The 24,558-nt window shown below is 60.3% G+C and carries 19 protein-coding genes and 1 tRNA gene; 14 read left to right on the top strand and 6 right to left on the bottom strand.

The features are described from left to right. The first annotated feature begins 7 nt into the window (after positions 1 to 7). From ACU680_RS16845 to ACU680_RS16785, 13 genes are all read left to right on the top strand, one after another. A complete protein-coding gene (locus ACU680_RS16845; RefSeq protein WP_448180031.1) occupies positions 8 to 3,754 on the top strand; it encodes a bifunctional diguanylate cyclase/phosphodiesterase in 3,747 nt (1,248 codons plus the stop codon). A gap of 15 nt (positions 3,755 to 3,769) precedes the next feature. Continuing rightward, positions 3,770 to 3,846 (top strand) — tRNA-Ile (locus ACU680_RS16840). Positions 3,847 to 3,849: 3 nt separating this feature from the next. Beyond that, entirely contained in the window at positions 3,850 to 4,302 is a 453-nt protein-coding gene (locus ACU680_RS16835; RefSeq protein ID WP_448180030.1) for a PBECR2 nuclease fold domain-containing protein, read from the top strand. 296 nt (positions 4,303 to 4,598) lie between these two features. Beyond that, a complete protein-coding gene (locus tag ACU680_RS16830; protein ID WP_187680847.1) occupies positions 4,599 to 5,060 on the top strand; it encodes an Lrp/AsnC family transcriptional regulator in 462 nt (153 codons plus the stop codon). A 206-nt stretch (positions 5,061 to 5,266) separates the two neighbouring features. Beyond that, entirely contained in the window at positions 5,267 to 6,949 is a 1,683-nt protein-coding gene (locus ACU680_RS16825; protein WP_448180029.1) for a flavin monoamine oxidase family protein, read from the top strand. A gap of 12 nt (positions 6,950 to 6,961) precedes the next feature. Then, on the top strand, positions 6,962 to 7,756 hold the full coding sequence (locus ACU680_RS16820) for a carbon-nitrogen hydrolase family protein (protein WP_448180028.1): 795 nt from the start codon (positions 6,962 to 6,964) through the stop codon (positions 7,754 to 7,756). Between the two features lie 48 nt (positions 7,757 to 7,804). After that, entirely contained in the window at positions 7,805 to 10,222 is a 2,418-nt protein-coding gene (pqqF, locus tag ACU680_RS16815; RefSeq protein WP_448180027.1) for a pyrroloquinoline quinone biosynthesis protein PqqF, read from the top strand. Positions 10,223 to 10,380: 158 nt separating this feature from the next. Next, positions 10,381 to 10,455, top strand: coding sequence for a pyrroloquinoline quinone precursor peptide PqqA (gene pqqA, locus ACU680_RS16810; RefSeq protein WP_003422658.1), 75 nt, complete (start codon positions 10,381 to 10,383; stop codon positions 10,453 to 10,455). A gap of 81 nt (positions 10,456 to 10,536) precedes the next feature. Then, positions 10,537 to 11,448, top strand: coding sequence for a pyrroloquinoline quinone biosynthesis protein PqqB (gene pqqB, locus ACU680_RS16805; RefSeq protein ID WP_448180026.1), 912 nt, complete (start codon positions 10,537 to 10,539; stop codon positions 11,446 to 11,448). 135 nt (positions 11,449 to 11,583) lie between these two features. Further along, complete coding sequence (pqqC, locus tag ACU680_RS16800) at positions 11,584 to 12,336, top strand: pyrroloquinoline-quinone synthase PqqC (protein WP_448180025.1); 753 nt, start codon at positions 11,584 to 11,586, stop codon at positions 12,334 to 12,336. Next, positions 12,333 to 12,608, top strand: a complete 276-nt coding sequence (gene pqqD / locus ACU680_RS16795) for a pyrroloquinoline quinone biosynthesis peptide chaperone PqqD (protein ID WP_003228880.1) — start codon at positions 12,333 to 12,335, stop codon at positions 12,606 to 12,608. Before pqqC ends, pqqD begins: the two co-directional genes overlap by 4 nt. Further along, complete coding sequence (gene pqqE / locus ACU680_RS16790; RefSeq protein ID WP_448180024.1) at positions 12,580 to 13,752, top strand: pyrroloquinoline quinone biosynthesis protein PqqE; 1,173 nt, start codon at positions 12,580 to 12,582, stop codon at positions 13,750 to 13,752. The genes pqqD and pqqE overlap by 29 nt, the downstream gene beginning before the upstream one ends. Continuing rightward, a complete protein-coding gene (locus ACU680_RS16785; RefSeq protein WP_448180023.1) occupies positions 13,718 to 15,529 on the top strand; it encodes an alpha/beta hydrolase family protein in 1,812 nt (603 codons plus the stop codon). Before pqqE ends, ACU680_RS16785 begins: the two co-directional genes overlap by 35 nt. 136 nt (positions 15,530 to 15,665) lie before the next feature. On the opposite strand, the gene ACU680_RS16780 is transcribed toward ACU680_RS16785, so the two are convergent. Beyond that, entirely contained in the window at positions 15,666 to 15,824 is a 159-nt protein-coding gene (locus ACU680_RS16780; RefSeq protein ID WP_003228885.1) for a YqaE/Pmp3 family membrane protein, read from the bottom strand. A 196-nt stretch (positions 15,825 to 16,020) separates the two neighbouring features. Continuing rightward, positions 16,021 to 17,304: an aspartate aminotransferase family protein gene (locus tag ACU680_RS16775; protein ID WP_448180022.1), complete on the bottom strand. Its 1,284-nt coding sequence runs from the start codon at positions 17,302 to 17,304 to the stop codon at positions 16,021 to 16,023. 169 nt (positions 17,305 to 17,473) lie between these two features. Here ACU680_RS16775 and ACU680_RS16770 point away from each other — a divergent pair, with 169 nt between their 5' ends. Then, entirely contained in the window at positions 17,474 to 18,403 is a 930-nt protein-coding gene (locus ACU680_RS16770) for a LysR family transcriptional regulator (protein ID WP_007966519.1), read from the top strand. A 227-nt stretch (positions 18,404 to 18,630) separates the two neighbouring features. Here the strand turns inward: ACU680_RS16770 and ACU680_RS16765 are convergent, their stop codons facing one another. The 4 genes from ACU680_RS16765 to ACU680_RS16750 all read right to left on the bottom strand — a co-directional run bounded on the left by ACU680_RS16765 (position 18,631) and on the right by ACU680_RS16750 (position 24,458). Beyond that, complete coding sequence (locus tag ACU680_RS16765; protein WP_007966520.1) at positions 18,631 to 20,409, bottom strand: acyl-CoA dehydrogenase C-terminal domain-containing protein; 1,779 nt, start codon at positions 20,407 to 20,409, stop codon at positions 18,631 to 18,633. A gap of 189 nt (positions 20,410 to 20,598) precedes the next feature. Beyond that, positions 20,599 to 21,888, bottom strand: coding sequence for a GGDEF domain-containing protein (locus ACU680_RS16760; protein WP_448180021.1), 1,290 nt, complete (start codon positions 21,886 to 21,888; stop codon positions 20,599 to 20,601). A gap of 192 nt (positions 21,889 to 22,080) precedes the next feature. Continuing rightward, positions 22,081 to 23,886: a phenylacyl-CoA dehydrogenase gene (locus tag ACU680_RS16755; protein ID WP_123589027.1), complete on the bottom strand. Its 1,806-nt coding sequence runs from the start codon at positions 23,884 to 23,886 to the stop codon at positions 22,081 to 22,083. Between the two features lie 275 nt (positions 23,887 to 24,161). Further along, positions 24,162 to 24,458: a hypothetical protein gene (locus ACU680_RS16750; RefSeq protein WP_003228898.1), complete on the bottom strand. Its 297-nt coding sequence runs from the start codon at positions 24,456 to 24,458 to the stop codon at positions 24,162 to 24,164. Between the last annotated feature and the right edge of the window lie 100 nt (positions 24,459 to 24,558).

Raw genomic sequence — 24,558 nt, 5'->3', positions numbered from 1 at the left:
GACGGTTATGCCCAGACTGGCGCCCGTGCTTTTCTTGCTGTCACTGATGATCTGGACCGCAACGGCTAACGCGCTGACTCTGACCGATGAAGAACGTAGCTGGCTCGCGGCTCACCCCGACTTGCGCCTGGGTGTCGATGCGTCGTGGCCGCCGTTCGAGTTCCGCGATGAACAGAATCGCTATCAGGGGCTGGCCGCTGATTACATCGACGTGATTCGCCAGCGCCTGGCGATCAAACTCACCCCGATCGAACCTTCGAGCTGGACCGAAGTGCTGGCCCAGGTGAAAACCGGCAAGATCGACCTGCTGCCGGGGATCATGTCCACGCCGGAGCGCCAGAACTATCTGTCGTTTACCCGCCCCTACCTCGACTTCCCGATCGTGATCCTTGCCCACATCGGCGGCGCGCAACCGCGCAAGCTGGACGATCTGTATGGCCTGAAGATCGCTGTCGTGGAGAACTATGCCCCGCATGAGTTGCTGCGCACTCAGCATCCAGACCTGAACCTGGTGGCCATGCCCAATGTCAGCTCGGCCCTGCAAGCGCTGGCGACCGATGAGGTCGATGCCGTGGTTGGTGATCTCGCCTCCAGCGTCTGGAGCCTGCGTCAGCTCAAGCTCGACGGTTTATACGTGAGCGGCGAAACCCCGTATCGCTATCAGTTGGCCATGGGCGTACCCCGCGACAACAAAATGCTGGTGGGCATTCTCGACAAAGTCCTGGCGGACATGAGTCCCGAGGAAATCAGCAGCATTCAGGAGCACTGGGTCGGCAATGTTCTGGACCATCGGACATTCTGGTCGGACCTGCTGATCTACGGTCTGCCGGGTCTGTTACTGCTGGTGATCATCCTGGCGGTGGTCATTCGCATCAATCGTCGCTTGAGCTCGGAAATCGCCCGCCGCGTCGACCTTGAACAGGAATTGCGCAGCAGCGAATACCACTACCGCGGACTGGTGGAGAGCCTTTCGGCCATTGCCTGGGAAGCGCGCATGAGCGACTTCACCTACAGCTATGTGTCGCCCCATGCCGAAGACCTGCTTGGTTATCCACAGGCGCACTGGCTGATTCCGGGGTTCTGGCGCAACATCATCCACCCCGCCGACCTGACCCGCGCCCAGGCCATTTGCGATGAAGCGGTGCGCGATGGGCGCGACCACGCTCTCGACTATCGAGTGATCACCGCTGACGGGCGCTGCCTGTGGGTGCGTGACATTGTCAGCCTGATTGAACATGGCCATGAGCCCGTGATGCGCGGGCTGATGATCGACATCAGCGAAACCAAGCGCACTGAGGAGGCGCTGCGGCTGTCGGAGCAGAAGTTCGCGTCGGTGTTCCAGCAATGCCCGGATATCCTCGTGATCGCGCGGTTGTCTGACGGCTGTCTGCTGGAGGTCAACGAAGCCTTTGAAGAACAGATCGGCCTCAAGGCCAAGGACGTCGTCGGCCAGACCGCCACCGAACTCAACATCTGGGGCATCCCCGGGGTCGGGCCCGGGCTGTTACAGCGCTTGCAGGCCGGCAGTATCCGCAACCTGGAGATGCCCTTTCGCCGCAACAACGGCCAGGTATTCACCGGTCTGATCTCCGCCGAGCCCTTCGACCTCGACACCACTCCGGCGCTGGTGGTGGTCGTGCGCGACATCACTCAACTCAAGGAAACCCAGCAGCAACTGCAAACCTCCGAAGAGAAGTTCGCCAAGGCCTTTCACGCCTCGCCGGACGGCTTGCTGCTGTCGCGTCAGAGCGATGGCCTGCTGCTGGAAGTCAACGAGGGTTTCAGCCGCATCACCGGGTTCAACAGCGCGATGTCGGTGGATCGCTCAGCGCTGGATCTGGGAATCTGGGTCAACCTCAACGAACGCAAGCAGATGCTCGACCTGTTGCACCGCGATGGTTTCGTGCGCGACTTCACCTGCCATATCCGCCGCAGCGACGGGCAAATCCGTCTGTGCGAAGTGTCCAGCCGTCCGCTGCCGATCGGCGAAGAAGACTGCATGCTGACCATCGCCCGGGACATCACCGAGCGTCATCTGATGCAGGAAAAGCTGCAACAGGCCGCCACTGTTTTCGAGAGCACCGCCGAAGGCGTGCTGATCACCGACACCCAGCAGCACATCAGCGCGGTCAACCGCGCGTTCAGCGAAATCACCGGCTACAGCGAAAGCGAAGCCCTCGGCCATACCCCGCGCCTGCTCGCCTCGGGCCTGCACGACAGCGCTTTTTATGCTGCGATGTGGCACCAGTTGACTGCCGAAGGACACTGGCAGGGAGAGATTTCCAACCGGCGCAAGAACGGCGAGTTGTACCCCAGCTGGCTGACCATCAGCGCCGTGCGCAACCGCGACAAGTTCATCACCCACTTCGTCGCGGTGTTTGCCGACATTTCCAGCCTCAAACACGCGCAGGCCAAGCTCGATTACCAGGCGCACCACGACCCGCTCACCGGCCTGCCCAATCGCACCCTGTTCGAAAGTCGCCTGCTCACCGCGCTGAACAGTCAGCAGGAAAACGGCGGTCAGGGCGCGGTGCTGTTCCTCGATCTCGACCGTTTCAAACACATCAACGACAGCCTCGGCCACCCGGTCGGCGACCTGCTGCTCAAAGGCATTGCCGTGCGTTTGAAAGAACAGCTGCGCGATATCGACACCGTCGCACGACTGGGCGGTGATGAATTCATCATTCTGCTGCCGGGTCTGCAACAAGCCAGCGATGCCGACAACATCGCATTCAAACTGCTCAACTGCTTTGGCGCACCGTTTCAGGCCGGTGAGCACGAATTCTTCATCAGCGCCAGCATCGGCACCAGCCTCTATCCACGGGACGGCTGCGATGTCGCCACCTTGGTAAAAAACGCCGACGCGGCGATGTACCGCTCCAAGGCCAAAGGCCGCAACCGCGTCGAAAGCTACACCCGCGACCTCACCGCCCAGGCCAGCGAACGTGTAGCGCTGGAGCACGAACTGCGCAGGGCCATCGAGCGCGAAGAGTTGTTCCTCTACTACCAACCGAAAATCAGCCTCGACGACCATCGGCTGGTCGGGGCCGAAGCGCTGATCCGCTGGCGCCACCCGACCTTCGGCGAAGTGCCGCCCGAGCACTTCATCCCGCTGGCCGAAGAGAACGGCATGATCCTGCAGATCGGCGATTGGGTTCTCGAAACCGCCTGCCGGCAGATGTTCGAATGGAGCCAGATCTACGACAGCCTCGGACCGCTCTCGGTCAACCTCGCCGGTGCGCAACTGCGCCAGCCGAATCTGCTCGGGCGCATCGAACAACTGCTCAGGGACAACCGCCTGCAGCCGGATTTACTGCAACTGGAAATTACCGAAAACTTCATCATGAGCCAGGCCGAAGAGGCCTTGGCGGTGCTGCATCAGCTCAAGCACCTTGGCGTGCAGCTGGCGATCGATGACTTCGGCACGGGTTATTCCTCGCTCAGTTACCTGAAACGCCTGCCGCTGGACATCCTCAAGATCGACCAGTCATTTGTCCGTGGATTGCCCGATGACCCGCACGACGCGGCGATTGTCCGCGCGATCATCGCTCTGGGCCGGAGCATGCAATTCACAGTGATCGCCGAAGGTGTGGAAACCCAGGCCCAGCAACAATTCCTCGCCGCCGAAGGCTGCGAACAGATTCAGGGCTACATCGTCAGCCTGCCGCTGCCCCCGGAAGAATTCGCCGCAACGTTTCTTCGTGTAACCGTATCGGATTATTCGGATAGCACAGCCGCCAAACCGTCGCTATAATCCGCGACCTACTGAGGGCCTATAGCTCAGTTGGTTAGAGCAGAGGACTCATAATCCTTTGGTCCACGGTTCAAGTCCGTGTGGGCCCACCACATTTGAAAGCCGCGCAATTGCGCGGCTTTTTCTTGGGCGATCGGTTGAGGGGACAATCTTTGCGAGCGCAATGTTCGGAAGACGTCCCCGAAGGCTGCAGGAATGTTCCGAAGCTATGTTTTCTCACGCGTGACAAACTGGCCCACATCGTCGAGAAACGTCCCGACTCCCGAGAACGCTATGTTCGACATGCCATCGATACGCTCACGGGACCATTCGAAGTATGGAAAGTCCTCTACGATAATGGCGGTTTCCGATTGGCATTCATCAACGCCTATGAAGCAAAAAACGACATGCTCGTCGTAGTCGATGTGCGTAACGGGCACGTCCTCTGGAATTTCATGCACGCTCCGTCAAGAGCAATGAACAAGCACCGCCAAGGCGATCTTTTGTACAAGCGGTACATTCTTGAAGACAAAGAAAAGGGCAGCCAGTTGGCTGCCCTTGATATTTGAATCCTGATATTTGCATCCTCAGGAAATGGGATGAAGAGGTCTCACCTTACACCGATGTTGCAGCATCGCTGAGGTACCTACGTCCGCTAAAGCCCTGCAAGGCAGCAGATTTCGCGCTCTTGTTGGCATTCTTGATAAATAGACCCGGCAAGTCAAACCAAATATTTGATGTTTGTTTTGGCGCAACGATTGCCTCCACGCATAAGTGGCATGCTCAGTCATCGCCAGCAGCGTGTCGCTAATGGTGCCTGTAACATGCAAACTCATCCGCCCTCGACAGTCACGGAGCCCAACCCTTGCCAGACATCCGCCCACCCGCTCTCGACGAAATCGACCGCCAGTTGATCGCCGCCCTGCAGATCAACGCCCGCGAAAGCGTGGCCATGCTAGCCCGGCAACTGGGCATCGCGCGTACCACCGTCACCTCACGCCTGGCGCGGCTGGAAAAGGCCAAGGTGATCACCGGTTATGGCGTGCGTCTGGGGCAGCGCGTGGTCGATGGCGGGTTGCAAGCGTATGTCGGGATCAAGGTGCAGCCGCGCTCCGGCAAGGAAGTGCTGCGTCGGTTGAGCGCCATGGCGCAGGTGCAGCAGTTGTGTGCAGTGAGTGGTGAGTTTGATTATGTGGCGTGGTTGCGTACCGACTCGCCGGAGCAACTGGATCAGTTGCTGGACCAGATTGGCAGTGTGGATGGGGTGGAGAAGACGACAACCTCGATCATTTTGAGCAGCAAGATTGATCGGGGGCAGCCGGTCTGAATTTGTTGGCTGCAAGGGCCTCTTCGCGAGCAGGCTCGCTCCTACATTTGGTCGGAGTGCAGTCATTAATCGTCATATTGATCAGATAACCGGCAAAACGACGACACTTTGCGTCTTATTAACGTGTTCTACGCTCCCTAGAATGGCTGGCATCTTTTCCTATACTCAGACGCGCATCCTGCGTCGGGTCGCCAGCAAGGTCAGCCATGAACAAGAACAATCGCCATCCTGCAGACGGCAAGAAACCAGTCACCATTTTCGGCCCGGACTTTCCGTTCGCGTTTGACGACTGGATCGAACACCCGGCCGGTCTCGGCACTATTCCTGAACATAATCACGGCGCCGAAGTGGCGATTGTCGGCGCAGGTATTGCTGGGCTGGTAGCCGCCTACGAACTGATGAAGCTCGGCCTGAAACCGGTGGTGTACGAGGCCTCGAAACTGGGTGGCCGCCTGCGTTCGCAAGCATTCAACGGCACCGACGGCATCGTCGCAGAACTGGGCGGCATGCGTTTCCCGGTGTCCTCCACGGCGTTCTATCACTACGTGGACAAACTTGGCCTTGAGACCAAGCCTTTCCCGAACCCGCTGACACCGGCCTCCGGCAGCACCGTGATCGATCTGGAAGGCAAAACCCATTACGCACAAAGCCTGAAGGATCTTCCTGCGCTGTTTCAGGAAGTGGCTGACGCCTGGGCGGATGCACTGGAGGCCGGCTCGCAGTTCGCCGATATCCAGCAAGCCATCCGCGACCGCGATGTGCCACGCCTCAAGGAGCTGTGGAACAGACTCGTGCCACTGTGGGACGACCGCACCTTCTACGACTTCGTTGCCACGTCCAAGGCCTTCGCCAAACTGTCGTTCCATCACCGCGAAGTGTTCGGTCAGGTCGGTTTCGGTACCGGCGGCTGGGACTCGGACTTCCCCAACTCGATGCTGGAAATCTTCCGCGTGGTGATGACCAACTGCGACGATCACCAGCACCTGGTGGTTGGCGGTGTGGAGCAAGTGCCGCAAGGCATCTGGCGCCATGTACCGGAACGCTGCGTGCACTGGCCGCAAGGCACCAGCCTGAAATCCCTGCACCGTGGCGCACCGCGTTCCGGCGTGAAGAAAATCGCCCATGCGCCGGATGGCCGCTTTGCCGTCACCGACAACAACGGTGACACCCGCGAATACGCCGCCGTGCTGACCACTTGCCAGAGCTGGCTGCTGACCACGCAGATCGAGTGCGACGAAACCCTGTTCTCGCAGAAGATGTGGATGGCGCTGGACCGCACCCGCTACATGCAATCGTCGAAGACCTTCGTCATGGTCGACCGCCCGTTCTGGAAGGACAAGGACCCGGAAACCGGCCGCGACCTGATGAGCATGACCCTCACCGATCGCCTGACCCGTGGCACTTACCTGTTCGACAACGGTGACGACAAGCCCGGCGTGATCTGTCTGTCGTACTCGTGGATGAGCGACGCGCTGAAGATGCTGCCGCACCCGGTGGAAAAACGCGTAGAGCTGGCGTTGAACGCGCTGAAGAAGATCTACCCGAAAGTCGATATTGCCGCGCGGATCATCGGTGATCCGATCACCGTGTCGTGGGAAGCCGACCCGTACTTCCTCGGCGCATTCAAAGGCGCGTTGCCGGGCCACTATCGCTACAACCAGCGCATGTACGCGCACTTCATGCAGGACGACATGCCAGCCGAGCAACGCGGGATTTTCATCGCCGGTGACGACGTATCGTGGACCCCGGCGTGGGTCGAGGGCGCGGTGCAGACTTCGCTCAACGCAGTGTGGGGGATCATGAAGCACTTCGGCGGATCGACACATAAAGAGAACCCGGGCCCGGGTGATGTGTTCAAAGACATCGGCCCTGTCGCCCTGCCTGAGTAAGAGGAATCCCCGATGCGTGTAGCCCTTTACCAATGTCCACCGCTGCCCCTGGAACCCGCCGCCAACCTGCATCGTCTGCAGCAACTGGCGATGGAGGCCAAGGGTGCCGACCTGCTGGTGCTGCCGGAAATGTTTCTGACCGGCTACAACATCGGCGCTGAGGCAGTCAGTACGCTGGCCGAGGTCTACAACGGTGAATGGGCGCAACAGATCGGTCGAATCGCCAAAGCCGCCGGGCTGGCGATTGCTTATGGATACCCCGAGCGCACCGCCGACGGGCAGATCTACAACGCCGTGCAGTTGATCGACGCGCACGGCGAGCGCCTGTGCAATTACCGCAAGACCCACCTGTTCGGCGACCTTGATCGCTCGATGTTCAGCCCGGGGGATGATGATTTTCCCATCGTCGAACTCAACGGCTGGAAGCTCGGTTTCCTGATCTGCTACGACCTGGAGTTTCCGGAAAACACGCGACGTCTGGCGCTGGCCGGCGCCGAGCTGATTCTGGTGCCCACGGCGAACATGATTCCGTTCGATTTCGTCGCTGACGTCACCGTGCGTTCCCGCGCCTTCGAAAACCAGTGTTACGTGGCGTACGCCAACTACTGCGGGCATGAAGGCGAGATTCACTATTGCGGACAAAGCAGCATCGCCGCGCCGGACGGCAGCCGTATCGCCCAGGCCGGTCTGGATGAAGCGTTGATCGTCGGTGAGCTGGATCGCCAGTTGATGGCCGATTCCCGCGCCGCCAATCGCTACCTCAGTGATCGCCGTCCCGAGCTTTACCACGCGTTGAGCAAGCGCTGACCCCACGCAATCCGCTAGCATTGGCACTTCACTGTTCTGGAAGTGCCCATGCCTGCGCCGACTCACCCCCGCCCCCACACTGAAACCCTGCCAAACGGCTTGCGCGTGACCCTGCGTCAGGTGCCCGGCCTGAAGCGCAGTGCCGCTGCGTTGCGGGTGGCTGCCGGTAGCCATGACGTGCCACTCGAGTGGCCGGGGCTGGCGCATTTTCTTGAGCATTTGCTGTTTCTCGGCACCGAGCGCTTTCCCGCCAGCCAGGCGCTGATGGCCTACGTGCAGAGTCACGGTGGGCAGGTGAATGCCAGCACCCGGGAGCGCACGACAGACTTCTTCTTTGAATTGCCGACCGCCGCTTTCAGTGCCGGGCTTGAGCGTCTGTCAGACATGCTCGCCCAGCCGCGTATGAATCAGGACGATCAGTTGCGCGAACGGGAAGTGCTGAACGCAGAGTTTGTCGCGTGGTCGGAAGATCCCACAGCTCAGCAGGAACTGGCGTTGTACGAAGGGTTGCCCGCCACGCATCCACTACGCGGGTTTCATGCGGGGAATCGCGATAGCCTGAAGGTTGAGTTACCAGCGTTTCAACAGGCGCTGAAGGATTTCCACCGGCAGTTTTATCGCACCGGGCAAATGACCCTGAGCCTGGTCGGGCCCCAAAGCATTGAGGCGTTGCGCGCACTGGCGCAGCAGTTTGCCGCCGCGCTGCCGGTTGGGGATAAGGTCGAGCAGGCAATTCCCCTGCCATTGGCGGTAAAAAGTTATCAACAGGTCGGCGAGCGCAGCAGCCATCTGTTGTTCGCTTTCGAAGCGCTGCCCGACTCGTCCGCCGAAGCACTGGTTTTTCTCTGCCATTGGCTGAACAGTACCAAGCCCGGCGGTTTGCTCTCCCATTTGCAGCAACAACGCCTCGCGGACGGTTTGAAAGCCGTGCCGCTGTATCAGTTCGCCGGGCAAGCGCTGCTGCATCTGCAATTCACCGCCCCCGCCGAATCCCTGAGCGCCATTTGTGAACAGCTGCTGGACTGGTTGAGCTTCTTTGCCGCGCAACAGGACTGGGCCGCGTTGCGCGAGGAATACACCAAGCTGCTTGAGCGTCAGCAGCAAATCAGCGGCGCCCTGCAACTGGCGCGGCTCGACAGTGAACAACGGGAAAGCGGTCTGTCGGAAAACGGCGTGGTTGCGCTCAAACAGATCCTGCGCGACATCGGTGTTGTGGATAACTTCAGCGACCATTGGCATCTGCCTGCCACCAACCCTTTCCTGCGCTCCAACGAACCGCTGGCCAACGCCGGCCTGATTCGGGGCCAGACCAGTGCCCATCGTGGTTTGCGTACGTTCGCTCAAGATCGCTCGCGGGGGCGACGTGAGCGTTCACCGATTCAATTCAGTCAGGCGCTGCCGGATAACAGTGATCACGGCGCGATTTACCTGCGTTGGCAGACGGAAGCGGTTGCCAGCACCGACCTGCAGGGCAAGCTGCAACGCAGCCTGCGGGAAACCCGGGAAGATGCGCGGCAGGCCGGTGTCGAGTTGTCGTTCGATGTCAGCGGCACGCAATGGCTGCTGAGACTGACCGGGCTACAGGAACCGATGCCCGGTGTCCTGGAGCATGCGCTGAAATGTCTGACGCAGGTTGACGCCGATTCCCCGCGCACAGAGCCAAAAGCACCGTTGATTCCGATCCGTCAGTTGCTCAAGGCATTGCCTGAGCATTGCCTGACACCGGCCATCGAGTCGGACGATGCAAAAGGGCTGTGGACAACTTCACGCTGGGACGGACTGGCCCTGGGCCTCAATGCACAGACTCAATCAGCCATGGGCCTGGCCCTGAGCCGCATCTCCGGTATCCCGGACAATCAATTGCCGGCAGCGCCCACGATCACCAAGGAACATCGGTGGAGCCACATCGACACCGCCTCCAGCGAGCATGCGTTGCTGCTGTTCTGCCCGACCGCCAGCCACAAAATAGATGACGAAGCGGCCTGGCGCCTGCTCGCGCAACTGTGCCAGACCCCGTTCTATCAGCGCCTGCGGGTCGAATTGCAATTGGGTTATGCGGTGTTCAGCGCCTTGCGGCAGATGCATGGCCAGAGTGGATGGCTGTTTGGCGTGCAGTCGCCGGACACTGCGCCCGCAGAACTGCTTGCCCATATCCGGCAGTTCCTCGAGAGCATTCCTGCGCTGATCGAAAACCTCGATGAAGAGCGTTTCAACGAGCAGCGCCAGACACTCGCGGATCAGTTCGGTGAGAGTCATCTGTCCGGCAAAGACGCCGCCGAGTTGCTGTGGCAGGCCAAGATCGCCGGCCACTCGTCGGATTATCTGGCGCAACTGCACACGGCCATCGGCCAATTGGAACGCTCAACATTGCTGGCGGCAGCGCAGCGCTTGCTCAACGCCGAGGGCGGCTGGCGCTGCCTGGCCAGCGAATCGTCACCCGGCGCGCCGTGGCAAGCGACAAAATGATCATTACCCAGGCTGCAAGGAGCTTTCTCAAAGATTCACGGGCAATACCGTTGAAATTTTGAGTAACATAGCAGCCTAACTATTTGGAACATCCCTGCGCTGCCGTGGACTATAACTATGGACAGCGCTATCCCACCCACCCAATGAGGAGTCACCTTATGTCCTGGACAAAACCGGCTTACACCGACCTGCGTATCGGCTTCGAAGTCACCATGTACTTCGCCAGCCGCTGAGTTCTGCCTACGCAGACTTGCAGTGCAACGCCTCGGCTCGCCGGGGCGTTTTATTTTCAGCGTTGAAAGATGGGAGCGTTCATGTTCGTCCAGATTCTGGGTTCGGCCGCCGGTGGCGGATTTCCGCAGTGGAACTGCAACTGCGTCAATTGCGCAGGCTTTCGCGACGGCAGCCTGAATGCCAAGGCCCGCACCCAATCGTCCATCGCGATTTCCGATGACGGTGTGAACTGGGTGCTGTGCAACGCTTCGCCGGACATCCGCGCGCAACTGCAGAGCTTCGCCCCGATGCAACCGGGCCGAGCCCTGCGCGACACCGGCATCAGCGCGATCATCCTGATGGACAGCCAGATCGACCACACCACCGGCCTGCTCAGCCTGCGCGAAGGCTGCCCGCATCAGGTCTGGTGCACGGACATGGTTCACGAAGATTTGAGCACCGGTTTCCCGCTGTTCAAGATGCTGACCCACTGGAACGGCGGACTGAACTGGAACCGCATCGAGCTCGACCAGAGCTTCACTGTCGCTGCCTGCCCGAACCTGCGCTTCACCCCGCTGCCGTTGCGCAGCGCCGCGCCACCGTATTCGCCGCACCGTTTCGATCCGCACCCGGGCGACAACATCGGCCTGATCGTCGAAGACCTCAATACTGGCGGCAAACTGTTTTACGCGCCGGGGCTGGGCAAGGTCGACGCGCCGCTGCTGGAAATCATGGCCGGCAGCGACTGCCTGCTGGTGGACGGCACGCTGTGGGAGGACGATGAAATGCAGCGCCGTGGCGTCGGCACCCGTACCGGTCGCGAGATGGGCCACCTGGCGCAGAACGGCCCCGGCGGCATGCTCGAAGTGCTTGAGCAGTTGCCTGAGCAGCGCAAAGTGCTTATCCACATCAACAACACCAACCCGATTCTCGATGAAGATTCGCCGGAGCGCGCGGAGCTGGCGCGGCGTAATGTTGAAGTGGCGTTTGATGGCATGAGTATTGTGCTGTAGCGGATGGCCCCATCGCTGGCAAGCCAGCTCCCACAGGATTCTGTGGCGTACACAAAAACTGTGGGAGCTGGCTTGCCAGCGATAACGTCCGACCAGACACCCAAGATTTTAACGGTTGTTCCCCGGAGAACCGCAATGACCGACACCCCGCTGTCCCCCAGCGAATTCGAAGCCGCCCTGCGCGCCAAAGGCGCCTACTACCACATCTACCACCCCTACCACGTGGCGATGTACGAAGGCCGTGCCACCCGCGAGCAGATTCAGGGCTGGGTCGCCAACCGCTTCTACTATCAGGTGAACATCCCTCTGAAAGACGCGGCGATCCTCGCCAACTGCCCCGATCGCGAGATCCGCCGGGAGTGGATTCAACGCCTGCTCGACCACGACGGTGCCCCCAGTGAAGACGGCGGGATTGAGGCGTGGCTGCGCCTCGGTCAGGCGGTCGGCCTCGATCCGGATCAACTGCGCTCCCAGGAACTGGTGCTGCCCGGCGTGCGTTTCGCCGTCGATGCCTACGTCAATTTCGCTCGCCGCGCCAGTTGGCAGGAAGCCGCCAGCAGCTCGCTGACCGAACTGTTCGCACCGCAGATCCACCAGTCGCGTCTCGACAGCTGGCCGCAGCATTACCCGTGGATCGACCCGGCCGGTTACGAATATTTCCGCACTCGCCTGGGTCAAGCGCGGCGCGATGTCGAGCACGGTCTGGCGATCACGCTCGAGCACTACAAGACCCGCGAGGGTCAGGAGCGCATGCTGGAAATTCTCCAGTTCAAACTGGACATTCTTTGGAGCATGCTCGATGCCATGAGCATGGCTTACGAACTGAACCGCCCGCCGTATCACAGCGTCACCGAGCAGCGGGTCTGGCACAAAGGAATCACCCTATGAGTTTTGATCGCAGCAAGATCCCGACCTGGCGTCCCGGCTACCGTTTCCAGTACGAACCGGCGCAAAAAGGTCACGTGCTGCTTTACCCCGAAGGCATGATCAAGCTCAACGACAGCGCCGCGCTGATCGGCGGTTTGATCGACGGTGAACGCGATGTCGCGGCGATCATCGCCAAACTCGACGAGCAGTTCCCCGGCGTGCCCGAGCTCGGTGAAGACATCGAGCAATTCATGGAGGTTGCCCGTGCGCAGCACTGGATCGAACTTGCCTGAAGCATCGGTGCAAGTACCGCCAAAATCTGAAGTCGGCCTGCCGCTGTGGCTGCTCGCCGAGCTGACCTACCGCTGCCCGCTGCAATGCCCGTACTGCTCCAATCCGCTGGATTTCGCCGAGCAGGGCAAAGAGCTGAGCACCGAGCAGTGGATCAAGGTCTTCCGCGAAGCGCGGGAGATGGGCGCGGCGCAACTGGGCTTTTCCGGTGGCGAACCGCTGGTGCGTCAGGACCTCGCCGAACTGATCCGTGAAGCGCGACAGTTGGGTTTCTACACCAACCTGATCACCTCCGGCATCGGCCTGACCGAGCAGAAAATCAGCGACTTCAAGAAGGCTGGTCTTGATCACATCCAGATCAGTTTCCAGGCCAGTGACGAGCAAGTGAACAACCTGCTCGCCGGCTCGAAAAAAGCCTTCGCGCAGAAACTGGAAATGGCTCGCGCGGTGAAGGCCCACGGCTATCCGATGGTGCTGAACTTCGTCACCCACCGGCACAACATCGACAAGATCGACCGCATCATTGAGCTGTGCATTGCGCTGGAGGCCGACTTCGTCGAACTCGCCACCTGCCAGTTCTACGGCTGGGCGCAGCTCAACCGTGTCGGCCTGTTACCGACCAAGGAACAACTGGTGCGCGCCGAACGCATCACCAACGAATACCGCGCCAAACTGGAAACCGAAGGGCATCCGTGCAAGCTGATATTCGTCACCCCGGATTACTACGAAGAACGTCCGAAAGCCTGCATGAACGGCTGGGGCAGTATCTTTCTGACGGTGACTCCGGACGGCACTGCCCTGCCCTGTCATGGTGCCCGACAACTGCCGGTACAATTTCCCAACGTGCGCGACCACAGCATGCAGCACATCTGGTACGACTCCTTCGGCTTCAACCGCTTTCGCGGTTACGACTGGATGCCCGAACCGTGCCGCTCCTGCGACGAGAAGGAACAGGACTTCGGCGGCTGCCGCTGTCAGGCATTCATGCTCACAGGTGACGCAAGCAATGCCGACCCGGTGTGCAGCAAGTCCGACCATCACGGCGTGATTCTCAAGGCCCGCGAAGAAGCCGAGACCGCCACTCAGACCATCGAACAACTGGCCTTCCGTAATGAACGAAACTCACGCCTCATCGCCAAGGGCTGAGCCTTTCAGCGCCGCCCAGGCTGTCGCCGCCGGAATGGATTTCGCCGAACTGCAACTCGGTGCCCACGGCTTGTTCTGGAATGAATATCGCCCGGAAGATGCCGCGTGCCGGATCTGGCACTGGCGCGACGGCGTGGCGAAATGTCTGACGCCGAATGGCTTCAGCGTGCGCAGCCGGGTGTACGAATACGGCGGTGGCGCGTTTTGTCTGACGCCGGACGGGGTGGTTTTCGTCAATGAGGCGGATCAGCAGTTGTATTGGCAAGCGCTGGATGGCGCGCCCGAGGTGCTGACTGCTGGTGAGTGTCGTTATGGCGATCTGCACTTTGCCGACGGGCAGGTGTTGGCGGTTGAGGAGCTAAGTGACCAGCATCGGCTGGTGGCGATCAACCTGGCTGACGGCGCACGTCGTCTACTGGCTGAGGGTGCGGATTTCTATGCTGCGCCGACCCTCAGTCCGGACGGTTCGCGACTGGCCTGGATCGAGTGGAGCCGGCCGCATCAGCCATGGACGTCGACACGATTGATGGTGGCCGAACGCGCGGCCGAACGTGGATATTCTGCACCTCGCTGTGTCGCAGGTGATGACCGTGAAGAGTCGATCCAACAACCACGGTTCGATGCCCAAGGTCGCCTGTATTGCCTGACCGATCGCGGCGGCTTCTGGCAGCCATGGGGCGAAACGTCCGACGGCTTGCAGCGACTGCCAAGTGCCGAGGCCGATCATGCGCCCGCCCCGTGGCAAATGGGCGGCTGCACTTGGCTGCCAGTGGGCGATTCGTTTCTGGCGAGTTGGAGCGAAGGCGGTTTTGGTCGCCTGGCGCTCGACGGCGAGGACTTCACCGGCGATTACAGCCGCTTTCGGCATCTGGCACTGGATTCGCAATTCATCTACTGCATCGCCGCCTCGCCGATCAGCCCTTCGGCGGTGATTGCCATCGAACGCACAACCCGCTCGGTGCAAGTGCTGGCCGGGGGTGTTGCACCTCTACCGGCGGAGCGCATCAGCCGTCCGCAGACCTTGCGCTACCCGAGCGGCAGCGGGGCGGCCCACGGTTTCTTCTATCCGGCGATGAATGACGAGCCGCAGCCACCGCTGGTGGTGTTCATCCACGGCGGCCCGACCTCGGCCTGCTACCCGATGCTCGACCCGCGCATTCAGTACTGGACGCAACGCGGCTTCGCTGTCGCCGACCTCAACTATCGCGGAAGCAGTGGTTATGGCCGCGAATACCGTCAGGCGCTGCATCTGAGTTGGGGCGAGGTGGATGTCGAGGACGCCTGCGCGGTGGTGGCGTATCTGGCTGAGCAAGGTCTGATCGATGGCGAGCGGGCATTTATCCGCGGAGGCAGCGCCGGGGGTTACACCACGTTATGCGCGTTGGCGTTTCAGCAGGTATTCCGCGCGGGCGCCAGTTTGTACGGCGTCAGCGACCCGGTGGCACTGGCCCGGGCAACCCACAAGTTTGAAGGTGATTATCTGGACTGGCTGATCGGTGATCCTGAGCAGGACGCCGAGCGCTACGCCGCCCGCACGCCGCTACTGCATGCGAGCAACATCCGGGTGCCGGTGATTTTCTTTCAGGGTGAGCTGGATGCGGTGGTGGTGCCGCAACAGACCCGCGACATGGTCGCGGCGCTGGAGCAAAACGGCATCCCGGTCGAGGCGCATTACTACGCCGAGGAGCGCCATGGCTTTCGCCGGGCGGTGAATCAGGCGCATGCGCTGGAGCAGGAATGGAAGTTCTATCGGCGGGTGATGGGGTTGGCGGACTGAGCATCGCATTTACATTTCAAAATAGCGGTGCCCCTATCGCGAGCAGGCTCACTCCTACAGTTGACCGTGTTCACAACACACATTCCCTGTAGGAGTGAGCCTGCTCGCGATAGCTGTTTATCTGCCTCAGCAATACTCAGCGCTTGGCGATGATGTACACCGCATGCACGATCCCCGGAATATAACCGCACAACGTCAGCAGAATATTCAGCCAGAACGCCCCGCCGAAACCGACCTGCAGAAACACACCCAGTGGCGGCAACAGAATAGCGATGATGATACGAATGAAGTCCATGGGTCAGCTCCTGAATGGGGGTTGGCTCACGTGAGCCATACAAGCTAATCGACCTGCGCCGTTCGTCAGGGTTCAGCGCAAACGCCATTTGATCGCCTCCATCGGGCACAAAAAAACGCCCCACGCCAAAAGAATCAGGCGTGAGGCGTGCGTTATACCGCGAGACGGTTCTTGAAATCGGGTAGGAAAATTCAGCTCAGACGGCAATCCCTTTGCGGCATTGCAGTTGCGCGGTGCGCACCCGTGAGAAGGCCCGAGTCAGGCGCAGGAGCATTTCGTCGATGTTGGCCTTGCTGACCGTGAGAGCCGGCGTGAAACGCAGGCAGTCCGCCTGCGGCGCGTTGAGCAGCAGACCTTCCTGCAGGGCGGCATTGACCACGGCATCGGCGCAATCCTCTGACAGGCTCAGTCCCCAGAACAGCCCTCGCCCGCGCAATTCGCCATGGCCGTAGCGATGTGCCAATCGAGCCAGACCTTCGCGCAGGTGCTGACCGTTGTCTTTGATCTGTTCGAGGAAGCTGCGGTCCTGCACGCTATCGAGCACCACCAGACCGGCCGCGGTCATCAGTGCGTTGCCATGATGAGTCCCGCCCAGTTCACCTGCCTCAAAGCAGCAGGCTTTGCCCCGGGCCAGCAGCGCCGCCAATGGCACGCCGCCCCCCAGGCCCTTGCCGAGCACGACGATGTCGGCGCGCACGCCAAAGGACTGTTCGGCGAGCAATGTCCCGCAGCGGCCGATGCCGGTCTGCACTTCGTCGAGGATCAGCAGAATGCCCAGCTCGCGGCACAGCCGTTCGACACCCTTGAGGTAATGCTCGGTAGCAGGAATCACTCCGGCATCGCTCTGGATCGGTTCGAGCATGATCGCCACGGTTTGCGCATCGACGGCGGCATGCAGCGCCGGCAAATCGTTGAACGGCACCAGGTCGAAACCCGGCAGCAACGGTGCAAAGCGATTGTGCAGATTGCAACTGTCCGACGCGGAAATCGTCGCCAGACTACGGCCGTGACAGCCTTGTCTGGCAACAATGATCCGCGACGCGCCGCCACGATGCAGCTGGCCCCACTTGCGCGCCAGTTTGATCGCTGCCTCGCAGGCTTCGCTGCCGCTGTTGAGCAGGTAAGCCTGATCGCTGGAGGTGCTGGCGCACAGGCGCTCGGCAAGGCTGAGCATGCCGCGATTGTGCAGATTGAAACCGGGATTGATCAGCGCCTGGGCCTGACTGGCGATGGCTTTGACCAGTGCCGAAGGGCTGTGGCCGAGGCTGTTGGCGCCGCCGGCCTGGGAGAAGTCGAGATAAGCGCGGTCGTTGCTGTCCCACAACCAGGAGCCCTGGCCGCGCACGAACACCTGCTGCGGGCGTTCAACGCTGGGCATCAGGCGTTCGGCATTAAGGCTGTCGCCTGCAGCAAATGGACTGGCCTCGAACGCGAGGTCATCAAGACTCGGCGCTTGGCGCCGCAAACTGAACAGATTCATTGAAAAAAACCTCGTTTGAGGTTTTTTGAACTGCCTATGCAAACACTGTCGAAGCAAACGCTACTCATCGCGCTCTCTGGCCCTGCAAGCCTTGTGATTGCGGTTAGACTAGGCTCACTGACGGCTTCGGGCCATTTCGATTTACCAGCATTTTCGATAAGCATTACTTATGGATTTCAAACAACTGCGTTATTTCGTCGCGGTCTACGAAGAGGGCCATGTCGGCCGCGCTGCCGAACGCCTGTCGATCTCGCAACCGGCGCTGTCGCAGCAGATTCGCCAGCTCGAACAGAACCTCGACGTCACGCTGTTCGAGCGCAGCAGCAAGCGCCTGTTGCCGACACTTGCCGCGCACACGCTGTACAACCACGCCCTGCCGCTGCTCGACGGTTTACAGCGGGCGCGGGAAGCGCTGGGCAACTTCAAGGGGCAGGCCTTGCGCACGCTGGCGATCGGCGTACTGCAAACCGTGCACACCAGCCTCGTGCCGCAAATGCTCGAACGGGTACGCAAGGCGCAGCCGCATCTTGTGGTGCAGATCTATGAACTGACGGGCCTGGAGATCGAGCGCCGTTTGCTCAACGGCTCGCTGGACATCGGCATCAGCTACCTGCCGCCGCGCCAACCGGGGCTGCATGGCGTGATGCTGTATGAAGATGAGCTGACGCTGGTCATCCCGGCGGATCATCCGCTGCGTGAATTCAAGAAAGTCTCGATGCGGCAGGCTGCGGAATTGCCAATGTTGCTGCTGGGCGAAGAGTTTCAGATCCGGCAGATCTGGCAGGCCCAACTGACCAGCCTGGGTCGGCGCCCGCAAGTACAGGCCGAGCTGAACAATATGCTGGGGATTCTCGACAGTCTGCCGCACACCAGACTGGCGACGGTGCTGCCCGGGCGCTCACAGAGGGAATACGACGAGCAGGATCTGCTGTGGAAGCCGTTGAGCGAACCACGGGTGCCGCTGAAGGTTGGACTGGTATGCCGCGACGTGCAGCGTCAACAGGCGTCTTTGGCGTTGCTGCGCACATTGCTGGAAGAAGTGATTCAGCGTGAGGACAAACTGCTTAAAGCCACGCCGCCACTGGATCCGCTGGCCTGAAAACTTTCCTGCAGGCAAAAGAAAACCCCGCCGAAGCGGGGCTTTGCAGACTGTTTCCCTGACATCCATTTCACTCCGCCATCCTGGCAGAATCCTACGTGTCCGTGTTGTTGCTTTGCGCTTCCTGCGCGACGTCCATGAGTTGTAGATTAGCTGTGGATCCAATCCACGCCTATGGGAGAACAGCAGCACGTCATGTAAGAGAATGCTTACATGACGTTACATCATCAGAACTGCTCAGCATTCAGCAAGAACAGCGACTCGCTACCCGCCTTCACCGACGCGCTCAACGAGTGGATACGCGGCAGCAGTCGGGCGAAATAGAAGCGTGCGGTGCCCAGCTTGCTGGCGTAGAAATCGTCCTGCGCTTCTTTGCCCAGCGCGGCTTTCGCCATCAGTGCCCACATGTAGGCATAAGCGGTGTAGCCGAACGCTTGCAAATATTCGACTGAGGCTGCGCCGATTTCGTTCGGATTGGTTTTCGCCCGATCCAGCAGCCACGCCGTCAGCTCGTCGAGGATGCTGACGGCATCGTTCAGCGGCTTGGTGAATTCGCCCAGCTCAGCGCCGGCGGTCGCGGTGAAGTGGCGGATCTCGTCTGCGAACAGCTTGTAGAACGCGCCACCGCTGCCGACGATCTTGCGCCCGACCAGGTCCAGCGCCTGAATGCCGTTGGTGCCTTCGTAGATCTGGGTGATGCGCACGTCACGCACCAGCTGCTCCTGGCCCCACTCGCGGATGTAGCCGTGGCCGCCGAAAATCTGCTGGCCGTGGACGGTGGTCTCCAGGCCCAGGTCGGTGAGGAATGCCTTGGCCACCGGGGTCAGCAGCGCGACCAGATCTTCTGCGCGCTTGCGGGTGGTCGCGTCTTCGCTGAACTTGGCGGTGTCGAGTTGCATCGCCACGTAAGTGGAGAAGGCGCGACCGCCCTCGTTCGAGGCTTTCATGGTCAGCAGCATGCGACGCACGTCAGGGTGGACGATGATCGGGTCAGCAACCTTGTCCTTGTTCTGCGCGCCGGTCGGCGAACGGCTTTGCAGACGATCGCGCGCATATTCGACAGCGTTCTGATAGGAACGCTCGCCGCTGGCCAGGCCTTGAATGCCGACGCCCAGACGCTCGTAGTTCATCATGGTGAACATCGCCGCCAGGCCCTTGTTCGGCTCGCCGACCAGATAGCCCACAGCTTCATCGAAGTTCATCACGCAGGTCGCGGACGCCTGGATGCCCATCTTGTGTTCGATCGAACCGCAGTTGGCCGGATTGCGCGCGCCCAGGCTGCCATCGGCATTGACCATGAACTTCGGCACCAGGAACAGCGAAATGCCTTTCGGGCCAGCCGGTGCGTCCGGCAGTTTCGCCAGCACCAGGTGAATGATGTTCTCGGTCAGGTCGTGCTCACCGCCGGTGATGAAAATCTTGGTGCCGCTGACCTTGTAGGAACCGTCGGCCTGCGGTTCGGCCTTGGTGCGGATAATGCCCAGGTCGGTGCCGGCGTGCGGCTCGGTCAGGCACATCGAACCGGCCCAAATGCCGGCGTACATGTTCGGCAGGTAGGCGGCCTTCAGCTCTTCGCTGGCGTGGGCGTTGATCGACAGGCAGGCGCCGGCGGTCAGCATCGGGTACAGGCCGAACGACAGGCTGGCGGAGTTGACCATCTCTTCTACTTGAGCCGAAACAGCCTTGGGCATGCCCATGCCGCCGTAGGCCGGATCGCCACCGACGCCGACCCAGCCACCTTCGGCGTAAGTCTGATAGGCCTGTGGGAAACCGGCCGGGGTGCTGACGGCACCGTCCTTCCAGTGGCAGCCTTCTTCATCGGCTGCGCGGCTCAGGGGGGCGATGCTTTTGCTGGTGACCTTGCCGGCTTCTTCGAGAATGGCTTCTACGGTTTCTGCGTCGACAGTCTCGGCCAACGCCGGCAGTTCGGCCCAGAGTTTGGCGACTTCGAATACTTCATTGAGGACGAAGCGCATATCGCGCAGCGGCGCTTTGTAGTCAGCCATAGCAAACCTCGCAAGATCTAAACAGGTGATTCGTGGAAGAGTGTTTTCGTTGAGGCCGAGTGTACCTCAACAACTTTTGCGACACATAGGGTCAACCGGTGACTGATTTGTTATTTTTGGTCATCGGCATTCAGCGATAAAACAAAGCCCGCAATCAGCGGGCTTTTGAGTGATGAAGCGTGGCTTGATTCAGCCAGCGACGCTGTCCATGCGCACCGCGCCGCGACGGTTCTGTCCGAACGCCATGACGCAGTTACGCCCGGCGCCCTTGGCGCTGTACAACGCCTGGTCGGCGGACTTGAGAACTTCTTCCGGGGTGCGCTGCTCAACGCGTTCGGCGACGCCAATACTGACCGTGACCGACACACTGGAAGCGCCACTGCCGCTACGACGCTGGCGACCTTGCTGGTCGTCCTGCGGTCGGTTCTCCTGATTACGCAACTGGATGTTGTAGGAGGCAATCGACTCGCGGATGACTTCCAGGTGCGGCATGCACTCCTCGAGGGTTTTGCCCGCAAACACCAAGGCGAATTCCTCACCTCCATAACGATACGCCCTACCGCCGCCGCTGATTTTCGACAGCTTGCTGGCGACCAGTCGCAGTACTTGGTCACCGACGTCATGACCGTGGGTGTCGTTGAATTTCTTGAAGTGATCGACGTCGCTCATCGCCAACACATAGTTGCGCCCCAGGCGCTGCATGCGTTCATTGAGCGCGCGACGGCCCGGCAGACCGGTGAGTTCATCGCGAAAGGCCATTTGATAGGCCTCATGCGCCACGGCAGCGGCAATCATCAGCATCACCTGACTGCACATGATGTTCAGGGTGAACGGCAGGATGAAGGTTTTCGGCAGCATCCAGAACACCCCGAGCAGGCCGACCAGTTGTGCTGCATGCAGCGGGCGCGGGTTGCGCCAGTACTGCCAGGCCAGCAGCAGGAACGCGGAGAGGAACACCGGATAAGACATCTGGATCAAACTCATCCAGGCGCCGTGCAGCGCCGGCCAGCGGATTTCCGAGAGCCACATCAATAACGCCTGGGGATAACTCTGTTCAAGGCCGAGGGCGACACTGCCGAAGGCCAGCAACACGGCGAACCGCGCCACCATGTCCTGGAACAGATGCGTGCGTTCCTGCCACGCGGCGAACAGCCCGAACAGCAGCGGCAACAGCAGACAAACAAGGTGGAACACCACGGCGGCGTCCTCGCGGACTTTGCCGTTGTCGCGGTAGTAGTCGGTCTGGGTGTCGAGCAAGAAGTAGGCGATGTACACCGTGAGCATCAGAAACAGTTCGCGCTGACGTCGGTAAACCGCACAGTAGGCGCCGCCCAACAGCAGCACCAGAGTCGGCAGCACATTGAATAGCGAAGTGAAGAACACGTTGAGGTCTTTGACGTACGCAGCCGCCAACCCCGCGAGCAACAACAGCAGTGAAGGTAGGAAATGACTGAAACGTACAGCGGAAGAACGCGGCAAGGGTAAAGCTCCGACCCGTCATATCAAAGAGATGGCATTGTGCCTGCAATGTGGCCAGTTAAGCACACACAATGTGATCCAGATCACACGCAGTCTCTTTAACGGCAGAAAACCCGGGTTTCTGAGCGATTCGGAAACAAAAAAACCGCTGCCCCCAAGGGAGCAGCGGTTTTCGTCAGACCACGTTAAGGCTTAGTAGCCCAGTGCGAAGTCTTCTTCTTTCATGTCCATCAGGTTGTTGGCGCCCGACAGCATGGTGGCCACGTGGGTACGGGTACGTGGCAGGATGCGCTGGAAGTAGAAGCGCGCGGTTTGCAGCTTGGCGGTGTAGAACGCCTCGTCGCTGGTGCCGGCGGCCAGTTTTTCCGCTGCCAGACGCGCCATGTCAGCCCAGAAGTAGGCCAGGCAGGCGTAACCGGAGTACATCAGGTAATCCACGGAGGCCGCGCCGACTTCTTCGCGATCTTTCATGGCCGCCATACCGACCTTCATGGTCAGCTCGCCCCATTCCTTGTTCAGTGCAGCCAGCGGTGCAACGAACTCTTTGACGGCTTCGTTGCCTTCGTTGTTCTGGCAGAACTTGTGGACGATCTTGGTGAAGCCTTTCAGGGCCTCGCCTTGAGTCATCAGCACTTTGCGGCCCAGCAGGTCGAGTGCCTGAATACCGGTGGTGCCTTCGTACAGCATCGAGATGCGGCTGTCGCGAACGTTCTGCTCCATGCCCCACTCGGCGATGAAGCCGTGGCCGCCGTAGATCTGCACGCCGTGGTTGGCGGCTTCGAAACCGACTTCGGTCATGAACGCTTTGGCGATCGGCGTCATGAAGGCCAGCAGTGCGTCGGCTTTCTTCTTCTCTTCTTCGTCCACGCCGTATTTGACGATGTCGACCTGTTTGGCGGTGAAGTACACCATCGCACGGTTGCCTTCGGCGAATGCCTTCATGGTCAACAGCATGCGGCGTACGTCAGGGTGCACGATGATCGGATCAGCGGCTTTGTCCGGCGCTTTCGGGCCAGTCAGGGAGCGCATTTGCAGACGATCGCGAGCGTATTTCAGGCCGCCCTGGAAGCCGATTTCGGCGTGAGCCAGACCTTGCAGCGCGGTACCCAGACGTGCGGTGTTCATGAAGGTGAACATGCAGTTCAGACCTTTGTTCGCCGGGCCGATCAGGAAACCGGTGGCACCGTCGAAGTTCATCACGCAAGTGGCGTTGCCGTGGATGCCCATCTTGTGTTCCAGCGAACCACAGCTCACTGCGTTGCGCGCACCGATGGTGCCATCGGCGTTCGGCAGGAATTTTGGAACGATGAACAGGGAAATGCCTTTGGTGCCAGCCGGAGCGTCCGGCAGGCGGGCCAGTACGATGTGGACGATGTTGTCGGCCATGTCGTGTTCACCGGCCGAGATGAAGATCTTGGTGCCGGAAACCTTGTAGGAACCGTCGGCCTGAGGTTCGGCCTTGGTGCGCAGCATGCCCAGGTCGGTGCCGCAGTGCGGTTCGGTCAGGCACATGGTGCCGGTCCACTCGCCGGAGACCAGTTTGGTCAGATAGGCTTCTTGCTGCTCAGGGGTGCCGTGCTCGGAAATGGTGTTCATCGCGCCGTGCGACAGTCCCGGGTACATGCCCCACGACCAGTTGGCTTCGCCGACCATTTCGCTCACAGCCAGACCCAGCGACTCAGGCAGGCCTTGACCGCCGTGCTCGACGTCATGGGCCAGGCTTGGCCAGCCGCCTTCGACGAATTGCTTGTAGGCTTCTTTGAAACCCGTCGGGGTTTTCACGCCGGACTCGCTCCAGGTGCAGCCTTCGAGGTCGCCCACGCGGTTCAGCGGTGCCAGTACCTGCTCACAAAACTTGGCGCCTTCTTCGAGAATGGCGTCAACCATGTCCGGCGTTGCTTCGGAGCAAGCTGGAAGGCTCTGATAGTGCGCTTCGTAGCCGAGCAGTTCGTCACGAACGAAGCGAATATCACGCAAGGGGGCCTTGTAGTCAGGCATAGCGATAAACCTCTGCTGATGTAACCGGGAATGAACGACCGTGTGATTTGTTGTGACGGTCAAACAGTTGTTTGAAACATACGTTTACGCCTAAATCTTGTCAAGCGTCGATCTTTTGCCGTTCGTCATCGGCTCTTTCAAATCACGGACACAGCAAACTGCCATGAACCGCGAAGCGGCATGGGCGATAGAAAAAGATTAGTTGAGGGAGAAGGACTTACAACGAAAAACGCCGCGACAGTGCGCGGCGTTCGGCAAACGGTGATCGTGAAAAGTCAGGCAAACGTATCGATGATCGTACCGAGCATTTCATCGGAAGCCTTGGCGACCTTGGTGCCCAGCTCCACCTGAAACTTGCCTTGAGCCATCTCGGCCATCGCACTGCCCGGATCCATCTGCTGGCTGCGGTCGATACCACGCAGACGATCAACCTGCGCCTCGGAAGACTGGCTGGTGACCGAGCGTTCGATGGTGTTGTTGGCGATCTGGCTGGCCGCCTGATCAACACGATTCTGCCCGGTCTGAATGGTACTCAAACCCGCATAAAAAGCTGTGTTACCGGAGATTTCCATGGGAGTTCTCATCCTTGGGAAGGATCAATGGCTGCCATTGAAGCAGAGGCGTCAGAAAAACACCCGTCAAAAATACTGATGGCACAGTGCCCTGTCATAG

Source organism: Pseudomonas sp. LF020, from assembly GCF_053456425.1.
The sequence above is the reverse complement of the archived record's forward strand: the minus strand, read 5'-3'. Positions and strand labels throughout refer to the sequence as shown.